The sequence below is a fragment of the Chryseobacterium joostei genome (genome assembly GCF_003815775.1).
GTDB lineage: Bacteria > Bacteroidota > Bacteroidia > Flavobacteriales > Weeksellaceae > Chryseobacterium > Chryseobacterium joostei.
Genome location: NZ_CP033926.1, coordinates 99232 through 111952, shown reverse-complemented (window position 1 = coordinate 111952; position 12721 = coordinate 99232). Strand labels below are relative to the sequence as shown.

Annotated in this window: 12 protein-coding genes; 1 reads left to right on the top strand and 11 read right to left on the bottom strand. The window is 36.0% G+C overall.

Going from position 1 to position 12721, the window contains the following annotated elements:
* Positions 1–47: 47 nt before the first annotated feature.
* The 3 genes from EG359_RS00465 to EG359_RS00455 all read right to left on the bottom strand — a co-directional run bounded on the left by EG359_RS00465 (position 48) and on the right by EG359_RS00455 (position 2574).
* Positions 48–401 (bottom strand): four helix bundle protein, encoded by a 354-nt coding sequence (locus EG359_RS00465; protein WP_076354278.1) that lies wholly within the window; start codon positions 399–401, stop codon positions 48–50.
* Between the two features lie 41 nt (positions 402–442).
* On the bottom strand, positions 443–1516 hold the full coding sequence (locus EG359_RS00460) for a carbamoyl phosphate synthase small subunit (RefSeq protein ID WP_076354276.1): 1074 nt from the start codon (positions 1514–1516) through the stop codon (positions 443–445).
* A gap of 167 nt (positions 1517–1683) precedes the next feature.
* On the bottom strand, positions 1684–2574 hold the full coding sequence (locus EG359_RS00455; RefSeq protein ID WP_076354274.1) for an aspartate carbamoyltransferase catalytic subunit: 891 nt from the start codon (positions 2572–2574) through the stop codon (positions 1684–1686).
* Positions 2575–2814: 240 nt separating this feature from the next.
* Between EG359_RS00455 and EG359_RS00450 the strand changes: the two genes are divergently transcribed.
* On the top strand, positions 2815–3276 hold the full coding sequence (locus tag EG359_RS00450) for an Lrp/AsnC family transcriptional regulator (RefSeq protein ID WP_076354272.1): 462 nt from the start codon (positions 2815–2817) through the stop codon (positions 3274–3276).
* Between the two features lie 413 nt (positions 3277–3689).
* Here the strand turns inward: EG359_RS00450 and argH are convergent, their stop codons facing one another.
* From argH to EG359_RS00410, 8 genes are all read right to left on the bottom strand, one after another.
* A complete protein-coding gene (argH, locus tag EG359_RS00445; protein WP_076354270.1) occupies positions 3690–4994 on the bottom strand; it encodes an argininosuccinate lyase in 1305 nt (434 codons plus the stop codon).
* Between the two features lie 268 nt (positions 4995–5262).
* The gene (locus EG359_RS00440) at positions 5263–6345 is read right to left on the bottom strand and encodes a M20 family metallo-hydrolase (protein WP_076354268.1); all 1083 of its coding nucleotides are present in this window, start codon (positions 6343–6345) and stop codon (positions 5263–5265) included.
* The gene (argB, locus tag EG359_RS00435) at positions 6320–7114 is read right to left on the bottom strand and encodes an acetylglutamate kinase (protein WP_076354266.1); all 795 of its coding nucleotides are present in this window, start codon (positions 7112–7114) and stop codon (positions 6320–6322) included. The genes EG359_RS00440 and argB overlap by 26 nt, the downstream gene beginning before the upstream one ends.
* 91 nt (positions 7115–7205) lie before the next feature.
* Positions 7206–8159, bottom strand: a complete 954-nt coding sequence (locus tag EG359_RS00430) for an N-acetylornithine carbamoyltransferase (RefSeq protein WP_076354264.1) — start codon at positions 8157–8159, stop codon at positions 7206–7208.
* A 227-nt stretch (positions 8160–8386) separates the two neighbouring features.
* A complete protein-coding gene (locus EG359_RS00425; protein ID WP_076354262.1) occupies positions 8387–9526 on the bottom strand; it encodes an aspartate aminotransferase family protein in 1140 nt (379 codons plus the stop codon).
* A gap of 283 nt (positions 9527–9809) precedes the next feature.
* The gene (argC, locus tag EG359_RS00420) at positions 9810–10775 is read right to left on the bottom strand and encodes an N-acetyl-gamma-glutamyl-phosphate reductase (RefSeq protein ID WP_076354260.1); all 966 of its coding nucleotides are present in this window, start codon (positions 10773–10775) and stop codon (positions 9810–9812) included.
* A gap of 51 nt (positions 10776–10826) precedes the next feature.
* Positions 10827–12023 (bottom strand): argininosuccinate synthase, encoded by a 1197-nt coding sequence (locus tag EG359_RS00415; protein WP_076354387.1) that lies wholly within the window; start codon positions 12021–12023, stop codon positions 10827–10829.
* The gene (locus EG359_RS00410) at positions 11995–12591 is read right to left on the bottom strand and encodes a GNAT family N-acetyltransferase (RefSeq protein ID WP_228435047.1); all 597 of its coding nucleotides are present in this window, start codon (positions 12589–12591) and stop codon (positions 11995–11997) included. The genes EG359_RS00415 and EG359_RS00410 overlap by 29 nt, the downstream gene beginning before the upstream one ends.
* Positions 12592–12721 lie beyond the last annotated feature (130 nt).

Genomic DNA, 12721 nt, shown 5'->3' with positions numbered 1-12721 from the left:
AGATACAAGATGTTAGATGTCAGATTTCAGACATCCAACAGGATGTTTTACTTTTTTAAATTAGATTTGAATGTATAAATCATTCTTTGAATTTCATTCAGGTTTGATATTAAACTGTTAACTTTTTCTACATCAAGTAAATTTAATTCTCTAGTTAAAATTAACTGGGTCTGCAACTCAAAAGAGGAAGCATTTGCAATACCAAGAAAATGATAAAATTCTGTATCATTATTTCTTCCTGCGCCTTCCGCTATATTTGAAGGAATGGAGATTGCAGATCTTTTAATTTGAGAAATCAAACCAAACTTTTCATCTTTGGGTAATTCTAAACAAATGATATAAACCTGTTTTGCAAGTTCAATCGATTTTTGCCAAAAAACTAATTTCTCAAAGTTATGCATGATAGAGTCTGTTATCTGATGTCTAATATCTGAAGTCTTTCTTACTTTTTAAAGTCTTCCATCATTTGAATAAATTCATCAAACAGGTAGTTTGCGTCCTCTGGACCTGGGCTAGCTTCAGGGTGATACTGAACAGAGAAGCAAGGATGAATCTTATGTTTTAGACCTTCGTTTGTTCTGTCGTTCAGCGCGATGTGCGTTTCGATAAGGTCTGTTCCTTTTAAGCTTTCCTGATCTACCGCATAACCGTGGTTTTGAGAAGTTATTGCTACTGTATTTTTCTCCAGATCCAATACCGGGTGGTTTCCTCCTCTGTGTCCGAATTTCAATTTGAAAGTTTTTGCACCGCAAGCAAGACCGATCAATTGGTGTCCTAAGCAGATTCCAAAAATTGGAACTTTTCCTAGTAAGCCTCTGATCATATCTAAAGCATGTGGTACATCTTCCGGATCTCCAGGACCGTTTGAAAGCATGATCCCGTCTGGATTCATCAATAGGATTTCTTCTGCTGTTGTATCATGAGACACTACAATGATATCACAGTTTCTTTGTGATAATTCTCTGATGATTCCCAGTTTTGCACCGAAGTCTACCAATACTACCTTGAAACCTCTGTTTGGGTTTGCATAAGGAGTTTTTGTAGAAACCTCCTCTACCTGATTGGTTGGGAAACTTGTAGACTTCAGCTCAGAAGCTACTGCAGTTTCATCAGCATCAGCGTTTACAATTTTTCCTTTTACTACTCCAGAGTTACGAAGAATTCTTGTCAGTCTTCTTGTATCAATTCCTGAAATTCCTGAAAGGTTTTTCTTTTTAAATAATTCATCTAAAGTAATCTGAGTACGGAAATTGGAAGGAAGATCGCAAAGTTCTTTTACGATAAGCCCCTTGATTGCCGGCTCGATACTTTCATAATCATCACGGTTAATACCATAATTTCCGATAAGCGGATAGGTCATACAAACTATCTGACCACAATACGATGGGTCAGAAATCAATTCCTGATACCCTGTCATTCCGGTATTGAAAACTACTTCTCCTGCAGTTTCCAATTCTGCGCCGAAACCTTCTCCATGAAACACTTCACCGGACTCCAGTATTAATTTTTTCTTCATTTTTAAAAATTAGATTTTCTATTATTTTCTTTTTGTACAATGTCAGCTGTAAAATGTATCTTACCTGCCTGCTGTACTTTTACTATTCTTTTTTTTATAATGTCGGATGTACAATGTACTTCGCCCCGATTTGTATCTTGTACTTTTTACACTATACTTTTTACAATTTACTTAAACGTAAACCCTTTTTCTTCTAACGCTTCTTTCAAGATTGCCATTCTTGCAAAGACTCCGTTTTCCATTTGCTTGAAAACTCTTGAACGTTCACATTCCACCAGATCAGAATCTATTTCTACCCCTCTGTTGATAGGCGCCGGGTGCATGATGATTGCTTGTTTCTTCATCGCCTGCTCTCTTTCTTTAGTCAAGCCGTATCTTTTATGATATTCAGATGCAGTAAAACTCATTGCCGCATCATGTCTCTCATGTTGGATTCTTAATAGCATCAGAACATCTACTTCAGCAATAAGCTCATCAAGCGCAAGGTAAGTTCCGTTGATTAAAGCTCCCTCATCAAACCAGTGTTCCGGTCCCGAGAAGTATACCTTAGCTCCTAATCTTCTTAAGGCCTCAGCGTTTGAATTGGCTACACGACTGTGTTTTACATCTCCTACAATTCCTACTTTTAACCCCTCAAATTTTCCAAACTCCTGATAGATCGTCATCAAATCCAGCATACATTGCGATGGATGATTTCCAGTTCCGTCTCCTCCATTGATCACAGGAATCTTAATATTCTTTAATTCCTCGAAGTATCTGTCCTTTTTATCACGGATGACAACCAAATTTACTCCCAGGCTTTCAATGGTCTTCACGGTATCATAAAGACTTTCTCCTTTATTTACAGAACTGTGCGAAGCATCAAATGGAACAACCTGAAGTCCCAGTTTTCTTTCTGCAATATCAAAGCTTGTCTTTGTTCTTGTACTGTCTTCGAAGAAAAGGTTTGAGCAAAAAACTTCTCCTTCAATTTTAGCAGTTTTCCCGTTTGCAAAAGCTAGTGCTTCTGTCAGTATACTGTTGATTCTCTCGGTACTTAGTTCTGTAATCGTAAACATAATTCTAATTTTTGGGCATAAAAAAAGCGAAGACAACAATCTTCGCTAATAACAATAAATATCGTAAAGGGCGCTTTCGCCCGGTAAATCTAATGATATAAATGCTTTTTTATTCATTAGGTGCAAAGATACAGAAATTTTATGAACCTACAAAATCAAAGTTTCAAATAAATTAAAACCTTTGGTATTTTCTTATTCTCATTTAAAAGTGATATTTTTGTTAAAACTCAAATTAGTTTTATGGATTTAAAAGACAAAATGATTCTCAGCATTATACAGGAAGACTCCACTTTATCTGTTAAGGAAATTTCAGAAAAGATTGGTCTTACCTTTACTCCAACGTATGAAAGAATCAAACAATTGGAGAAGCACGGGATCATTGAAAAGTATGTTGGCCTCTTAAACCGTGAAAAACTGGGTTTAAATATTGTAGTCTACTGTAACGTTCGTCTCAAGGAACAATCCAAGAAAGTATTGGAAACCTTTGAAAAACATATTGGAAGTCATGATGAAGTACAGGAAATCATCAGTCTTTCCGGAGAGTACGATTATATGTTAAAGATTATTGCAAAAGACATCAACTCTTATAATGAATTTGCGGTTAATGTGATTTCCAATCTTCCAAACATTGGGCAATACCACAGTTCCATAGTTTTGCATGAGGTAAAAAAATCTACCAAGTTCAAGATTGATCTGGAATAATCCCTTTTATTTTAAACTCATTATTAATTCCTATTTCACTTGCTGAAAATCTTAGATTTTCTTGCGTTTTGAAAATGCTTTGCGTTTTCCAACAGTTTTTTCTGATCTTTTATTTTATTAGAAAAACGCAAAGACGCAAAAGAAAATTATAAACTTTATGCTTTAAGGCGCAAAGATTTTATCTCTGATAAAATTGTATGCAGAAGATTTTCTTAACTTACCTTCAAGTCTTCATCCACTTAATAGTTCAATTTATCAATCATCAAATTCAAAGAGCGGAATAAAAAACCATTAAGACAGCCTAAATAAATAAGATTAAGGATTTACAAACGATAAAAAAATAAGGCGTGATCTAAAAGTAATTTTAGATTGTATGTCTACTCAGGCCTTTTATTATCTTAATGGTTTATGTTTTAGCCCAATAATTTATTTTTCAATTTATTGAACTGATATTCTATTTTATCCAGGCAAAGATTTCCTATACTTCCCTGGTGGGTATGATCTAAGTTTCCTAGCTCAAAGTCAAACTCATTGTTTTCAATCTCCTGTCCTACTTTTACATAAGCATCACGGAAAGAACTTCCATTTTTCACTTCTTCATTAATCTTCTCTACGCTGAAAAGGTATTTGTACTTTTCATCCTCCAGAATACCATCCTTTACCTGAATATTCGGCAAAGTATAGCTTAAGATCTCCAGACATTCCTTCAGGGAATCTATTGCAGGGAAGAGAATTTCCTTGGTCAATTGTACATCTCTGTGATATCCTGACGGAAGATTGTTGGTCAATAGGATTAACTCATTTGGTAAGGACTGGATTCTGTTGCATCGTGCACGAACCAGTTCAAAGATATCCGGGTTCTTTTTATGTGGCATAATGCTGCTTCCTGTTGTAAACTCCTTTGGAAAGCTTATAAAATCAAAATTTTGATTCAAATACAAGCACACATCATAGGCAAATTTCCCCAGTGTTCCAGCTAAGGTAGCCATTGACATCGCCAGTAATTTTTCTGACTTTCCACGGGTCATCTGGGCATATACCGAATTATAATTCATCGACTGAAATCCCAGGTTATAGGTAGTACTTTCACGATTAATAGGGAAAGACGAACCATATCCTGCAGCAGATCCCAATGGGTTTTTGTTGATGATATTTTTTATTGAAAACAGCATTTCCACATCATCCAAAAGAGCTTCTGCATAAGCTCCAAACCATAATCCAAAGGATGATGGCATAGCAATCTGCAAGTGGGTATATCCTGGAAGCAGAACATTTTTATGCTGGTCTGCCAACTGAATTAAAATCTGGAAAAACTCATCAGTAAGCGCTGTTATTTCACGAATTTCATCTAATAGGTACAGTTTAATATCCAACAAAACCTGATCATTTCTCGATCTTGCGGTGTGGATTTTCTTTCCTGTATCTCCTAATTCTGCAATTAGGATTGCTTCTATCTGAGAATGGATATCCTCAGCATCTTTATCAATTTCAAAACTCCCATCTTCAATTTTATTTAAAATATCATTCAGTACAGATAGCATCTGTTCTGATTCTTCGTTGGAGATAATTCCGGTTTCTGCAAGCATTTTGCAGTGCGCCATGGAACCTTTGACATCATATTTTGCCAAACGTTCATCAAAGTCAAGATCCTTTCCTACTGTAAAGTTATTGACTAATATATTGGTGGCCAGGTCGTCCTTTTGCCATATCTTTTTCATATTATTATTGATTTTTCTGAGATCATCTACAACCTTGTAACGGCTTCACAATGATCTGATTTAAAATATTTGATTGATTTTGACATGCCCAGCGAGGCGATCCTTATTACTATTAACTATAAAAAAACATGTCCTTAATGTAAAGTCGTTGTTTCTAATTATTCTTTTTTGCATAAATCCTTATTAAAAACGTAAACTTTAATGCCTGCTGAGCGTAGTCAAAATATATATTTCAGAGGTTAGCTATTAAAAGTTTCTAAGCCCTCTTTTATAACACTTTTCCCAAAGTTTGGATGTAGATATCAATCCCTTCTTCTATTTCATTAATATAGATGAATTCATCCGCTGTATGGGAGCGCCTACTGTCTCCAGGTCCCATTTTCACTGATGTGCATGGAATAATTGCCTGATCTGAAGAGGTTGGCGAACCGTATGTTGTCCTTCCTATTTCAATCCCGGCCTTTACAAATGGATGATCCATTTCTATTTTTGAGGAATTCAGCCTGAAAGACCTTGCAGTAAGTGTTGACTTCATTTGCGACTGAATGATTTCAAAGGCTTCTTTATTAGAATAAGCATCTGTTACTCTTACATCCAGTGTAAAATTACATGACTCAGGAACTACGTTATGCTGTACTCCGGCATGAATTCCTGACAGGGTAATTTTAACTTCACCCAGATATTCTGAAACCTTTGGAAATTTAAAGTCTAAGATATTCTGAAGATCCTGCATACATTTTACAATCGAATTATCATCATTGGGATGAGCAGCATGAGAAGGAGTTCCTTTCATTTCCCCGTCTATCACAAGCAATCCTTTTTCTGCAATCGCCAGATTCATCTGCGTGGGTTCTCCTACAATGGCGAATTCTATATTAGGTAGTTGTGGAAACAGGGCCTCAATTCCGTCAAAACCTGAAATCTCCTCCTCTGCCGTCAAAGCAATCACTAAATTATATTTTAAATCTTCTTTATCATAAAAGTGCAGAAAAACCTGCGCCATAGAAACCAAAGAGGCCCCGGCATCATTACTTCCCAATCCATACAGCTTTCCGTCTTTTTCTATTGGAACAAACGGATCCAAAGTGTAAGCTTTGTTGGGCTTCACTGTATCATGATGCGTATTCAGCAGAACAGAGGGTTTGAAAACATCAAAGTTCTTATTGACCGCCCAAATATTATTCTTGAAACGCTTTGTCGGGATCTGATGCTTTTTGAAAAAATTCTCAATCTCTACAGATGTATTGAATTCATCTTTACTGAATGAAGGAATTTCAATCAAATTTTTAAGCAATCCCACCGCATTATTCAACAATTCTTCTTTATTATAAACAGATTTCAGTTCCTGCATGATGACTCTCTATATGGTTTTTCAATTCGGTTTCTTTAATAAGAAACACTTTATTTACATTATTCTTTATTGCTCCAAGAGCATTTTCAAGTTTGGGCAAAATCCCTTTGTGCAGCTTTCCTTTTTGTTTTAAAACAGTAAAGTCCTCTTCGGAAATACTTTTAATAAGGGATTCGGGATCGTCAACATTTTCCAGCACTCCCACCTTATCAAAACAATACAACAACTCTACTTCATATTTGGATGATAATGCCTGTGCCATTACTGATGCAATGGTATCTGCATTGGTATTGAAGAGATTTCCCTTTTTATCATGAGTAATGGCAGAAAACACAGGAACAAGGTTAAGCTTAATTAATTTTGAAAGCAGTTTCTTATTCACACTTTTTTTATCAATGTCCCCTACAAATCCAAAATCTATTTCCGGATGTTCTCTTTTCTTAGCCTTGATCAAATTCCCGTCTGCACCGGAAAATCCTATGGCATTGCATTTTTTTTGCTGTAATTTTTCAACAACATTCTTATTGATTCCTCCTGCATACACCATTGTTACAATATCCAATGTATCTTTATCCGTAATCCTCCTTCCGTTGATCATCTTTTGCTCCATGCCAAGCCTAGCTGCCAATTCTGTAGCTAATTTTCCTCCGCCATGAACAAGGATTTTCTTTTCTTTTATCTGGGAAAACTGATCTAAAAACTGATCCAGTAATCGTTCATCATCAATGAGCGCTCCGCCTATTTTTATGATGTACATTTTATTTTTCATAAGATTAAAGGATTTAATAGATGCGTCTTATTTTATTATTCAAAAACGCGTTTTATACAATGGATTAAATGGTTATCACCTGATTCAATTACTACTTTATATTATCTAATATTTCACTAAACACTGCTTGTGCCGAGAAAATACGGTTCTTTGCCTGCTGGTAGATGATTGAGTTTTCCCCATCCATTACCTCATCGCTTAGTTCAACATTACGACGAACAGGAAGGCAGTGCATTACTTTTGCCTGATTGGTGTTCGCTAATTTTTCATTCGTCAGCATCCAGTCCCCTTTTACTTCGGGCATTGCGGCATAATCATCAAATGAAGACCAGTTTTTCACATAGATAAAGTCTGCATCTTTTAAAGCCTCATCCTGATCGTGGATTACTTGTACGTCTTTCGTAAAGTTCTTATCAAGATCATATCCCTCAGGATTAGCAATTACCAGTTCAACATCCATTTCCTGCATCCATTCTGCAAATGAATTTCCTACAGCATGAGCAATTGGCTTAATATGGGGAGCCCAGGTTAAAACCACTTTGGGTTTATGATCTTTTTTCCAGTTTTCTGTAATGGTGATACAGTCTGCCAGACTTTGCAACGGGTGACGGGTTGCTGATTCCAAGGAAATAACAGGAACTTTTGCATGCTTTTCAAATTGACTTAGAATACTTTCATTCACATCATCTTCTTTGCTCTTCATTCCTGCAAAACAACGTACTGCAATAATATCACAGTATTGATTCAACACTTCAATAGCATCCTTAATGTGCTCTACTGTATCTCCGTTCATCACAGCTCCATCAGCAAATTCAAGATTCCAGGCTTCCTGTGCTGCATTTAAAGTCAATACATTCAATCCTAGGTTTTGTGCTGCAATCTGGCTGCTCAAACGGGTTCTCAGACTTGAGTTTAAGAATACCAGACCTATTGTTTTTCCTTTTCCTTTTTCCGTTTCGGAAAGAGGGTTTTCTTTTATTTGTAAAGCTTTTTTTATGATTTCCTGTAAGTTTTCAACATCACTTACAGCGGTAAAATTTTTCATTTTAAATTGATTTTAAAGATTTTGTTTACACATTAATTGTTGTTTTAACCCCAATTTTTATTAAAACACTTTAGAACACTTAGTTTTCAAAGTTTATTATTTTGAAAATATGTAAGCTCACATAAGATGAAAATCAAAGATTTTCAAAAACTTTAGTGCACTCTTTAAGCACTTAGTATTTTCTTACAATCACCTAAGTGTTTAAACTCTTTTGTGACTTTTGTGGTTTAAATTTTCTCCAATACTGTTTTCAGAGCATTGATGAAAAGATCAGTTTCCTCTTTTTTGATATTAAGTGCCGGAAGAATCCTTAAGACACTTTTATCATTAGAGTTTCCTGTGAAAATATGATGATCGTAAAGTAAACTACTCCTTACTTCCGAACAGTCCCTGTCAAGTTCTATCCCGATCATCAGTCCTTTCCTTCGGATTGATTTAATATGTGGTAAATCTTTAATTTCATTTTCAATATATTCGCCCATTTTCTGAGCATTTTCGATGAGACTTTCATCTTTCATCACATCCAGCACAGCAATTGAAGCCGCACATGCCAGATGATTTCCTCCAAAAGTAGTTCCTAACAAGCCATTACTTGCCTGAAATTTTGGACTGATTAGCACTCCGCCAACCGGAAAGCCATTCCCCATTCCTTTCGCAGTTGTAATGATATCTGCTTCTACTCCGAATTCCTGGTGAGCAAAGAAATATCCGCTTCTTCCGTATCCTGATTGTACTTCATCTAAGATCAAAACAACATCATATTTTTCACACAATTCTTTAATCTTAGATAGAAATGCTACAGTAGGAATCATGATTCCTCCCACTCCCTGAATTCCCTCAATGATGATGGAGGAAATTTCGCTTCCATGCACTGCAAAAGTTTCTTCAAGCTGTTCAATATTATTCCATTCAGATTTGATGAATCTTTCTGAAAAGTTGACAGGAGCCACAATTTTTGGGTTATCCGTTACAGAAACTGCAGCAGATGTTCTTCCGTGAAATGAACCCGAGAAGTAAAGGACCTTACTTTTTCCATTATGAAAAGAAGCCAGTTTTAAGGCATTTTCGTTGGCTTCAGCTCCTGAGTTACACAAGAAAAGGTTATACTCTTCATATCCTGAAAGTTGTCCTAATTTCTCAGCCAATTCAGCCTGCAATTCATTCTGAACAGAGTTGGAATAGAAAGAAATTTTTTCTAATTGCTCTTTAAGTTTATTCTGATAATGCGGATGATTATGTCCGATGGAAATTACTGCGTGACCACCGTAAAAATCAAGATATTGTTCTCCTTTATCATCCCAAAGAAAAGATCCCTGAGCTTTAACCGGATTGATATTAAATAATGGATATACGTTGAATAAATTCATTTTTTATTTTTTTATATTTTTCTTTTGTCTTGAAACAAAAGAAACAAAAGTTCAAGACGTGGAAACTTTCGCTAAAAAATATTTTTGTTCTCTAAAAATTCTAAAACTTGTGCGAAATCGGCATTTGTTCTTCGGTTCGACATTTTTGTCGCACTTCGAACAGTAGAATTTTCTTAACATTCACAAAATTATTTTTCTTAACGCTCCATTTTCCTAGGTCGACTTTGATTAAGCTTTAAAAATTCACGATTAGCTTATTGACAATTGACTTTTAAGTTTTCTTTTAAAATGCAATAGGTTTTAAGTTTAATCCTGCATTTTCTTCCCAGTTCATCGCAATATTCATATTCTGTACTGCCTGCCCTGAAGCTCCTTTTAACAAATTGTCAATCGCTGAGTGAATAACAACAACATTTCCACTCTTTTCAATCTGAATCACACAGCGATTGGTATTGACAACCTGTTTTAGGTCCATTGCCCTTTCACTGATGGTAACAAAAGGCTCCTCTGCATAAAAATCCTGATACAATTGCTCTATTTCCTCTAGCTCCAAATTTGTTTTCACTGTAGAGCTTGTAAAAATCCCTCTTGCAAAATCTCCTCTCCATGGAACAAAATTCAGGTTTACTTCTTTATTATTAAATGAAATCAGCTGTTGTAAAATCTCATCCACATGCTGATGCGTCAAAGTTTTATAAGCTGAAACATTATCATTTCTCCAGGTAAAATGAGTGGTTGGCTGCAGGGATTGTCCGGCTCCTGTAGAACCCGTGATCCCTGTGGTGAAAACCTCATCCAACAACCCTTTTTCCGCCAATGGAAGCAATGCTAACTGAATGGCTGTTGCGAAACATCCCGGATTTGCAATACTTTTTGCACCTTTCAGTTGTTTTTTATTAATTTCAGGCAGTCCGTAGATAAAATCTCTGTTTTCAAAATTTCCATCCAAACGGAAATCATTTCCCAAATCAATTACTACTGTTTCATCCTTAACCGGATTTTGGGTTAACCAATTCTGACTTTCCTTATGGGGAAGACATAGAAAAAGAATATCTACCTCTTCAGGCTTATCCGTCAACACCTTTTCACAAACCGTCGTTAAATCCGGGTACAGATCCGAAATTTTTGTTCCCGAATTTGAACGACTATATAAAAAACTCAATGTCACATGGGGATGAAAAGCCAGTAAGCGTATCAACTCACTTCCTGTATAGCCATTGGCTCCTACAATTCCTACTGTTTTCTTCATATTTTAATCAATAGGACTTGTCCTATCTTTTATTAAATCGTCCCTTCGGAACTAGTTGATATTTTGGTTAATCTGATGATATATATTTAAGGAATTGCTTACAATTTTTGTATACCCTTTCACATCATCTCCTGTCCATGCTCTGTTCGCCTCTCCATAACTCCCGAATTTATCAGACATCAGGTCGTGATCAGATTCAATTCCGTTTAAGATAAATCTGTACGGGTGAAGGGTTACGAATACTTTTCCACTTACCGTTTTCTGGGAATCTCCTAGGAAAGACTCAATATTTCTCATCACAGGATCCAGGAAAAGCGCTTCGTGAAGCCAGTTTCCGTACCAGTCGGATAATTGAGACTTCATCATTTGCTGATATTTTGAAAGCGTATGTTTTTCCAATAAATGATGGGCTTTGATAATCACTGAGGCCGCTGCTGCTTCAAATCCTACTCTTCCTTTAATTCCTACAATGGTATCTCCTACATGAATATCACGCCCAATACCGTAAGCAGAAGCCAATTCTTCTATTTTTTGAATCGCATATACGGAATGTTCAAAACTTTCTCCGTTTACAGCAACCACTTCTCCATTTTTAAATTCAATCTCCAATTCTGATGGTTGAGTTTCCTTAATTTGCGATGGAAATGCTTCTTCCGGCAGGTAATTTCTTGAAGTTAAAGTCTCTTTTCCTCCTACAGAAGTTCCCCAAAGTCCTTTATTCACTGAATATTGTGCTTTATGGAATTCCATTTCATAGCCATGACCTTTCAGGAACTCAATTTCTTCCTCTCGGGATAAGGCCATATCACGAATAGGCGTAATGATCTCAATATTAGGACACATCACTTGGAAAATCAAATCAAAACGAACCTGATCATTTCCGGCACCTGTACTTCCGTGAGCAATGGCATCAGCCTTTACTTCAAGGGCATATTTTGCGATTTCCTGCGCCTGAATCGTACGTTCAGCACTTACAGAAAGAGGATAAGTGTTATTTTTCAACACATTCCCGAAAATTAAATACTTCACACAAGAATTATAGTAGTCCTCCTGAGCATCTACGCACCTGTACTCCTTTACCCCAAGATTTAAAGCTTTTCTCTCCAACTCTTTTTCCTCTTCCTTAGAAAAACCTCCGGTATTTACAGTAACTGCATACACATCATATCCCAGTGTTTCACTAAGATATTTAGCACAATAGGAAGTATCCAGACCTCCACTAAACGCTAAGATGACTTTTTTCTTCATAATATTTATTTTCAGGCTGATTGTTGACAGCCTCATTTCCTTTTATATTGTCCGGAACAAATAACATAGCTGTACAAAGACAGTTTTTACGTTCCTTTTTCATTAATATTTCATAATTCACACAGTTCTTGCAGCCGTTCCAGAATTCCTCGTCCTGAGTCAGTTCTGAATAAATCACCGGCTTATATCCCAAATCACTATTGATTTTCATTACGGCAAGCCCTGTTGTTAATCCGAATACCTTGGCTTCCGGATATTTTTCTCTAGATAATTGGAAAACCTTATGCTTGATTTGAGTAGCAACACCTCCGTTCCTGAATTTGGGCGAAACAATCAAACCCGAATTGGCAACAAATTTCCCATGTGACCACGTTTCTATATAACAGAAACCTACCCACTCCCCGTTTTCAGTGGCTACCACAGCATTGCCCTCTGAAATCTTTTTACTCAAATATTCGATGGAACGTTTTGCGATTCCCGTTCCTCTACGCTGTGCAGAATCATACATTTCCTGCTGTATTTCACTCACATACATTAGATGTTCGCATGAGGAAACTTCTATTTCCATTTATTTATCTAATTTTTTTGGCAAATTTAAAATATAATTACTTTAAAAACCAAATAAAAAAGATATTTTTTTTTGTTTTAAAAATTTATACAGGTAAAATTATCTTTATTGGAAAATATACATTTGCTAA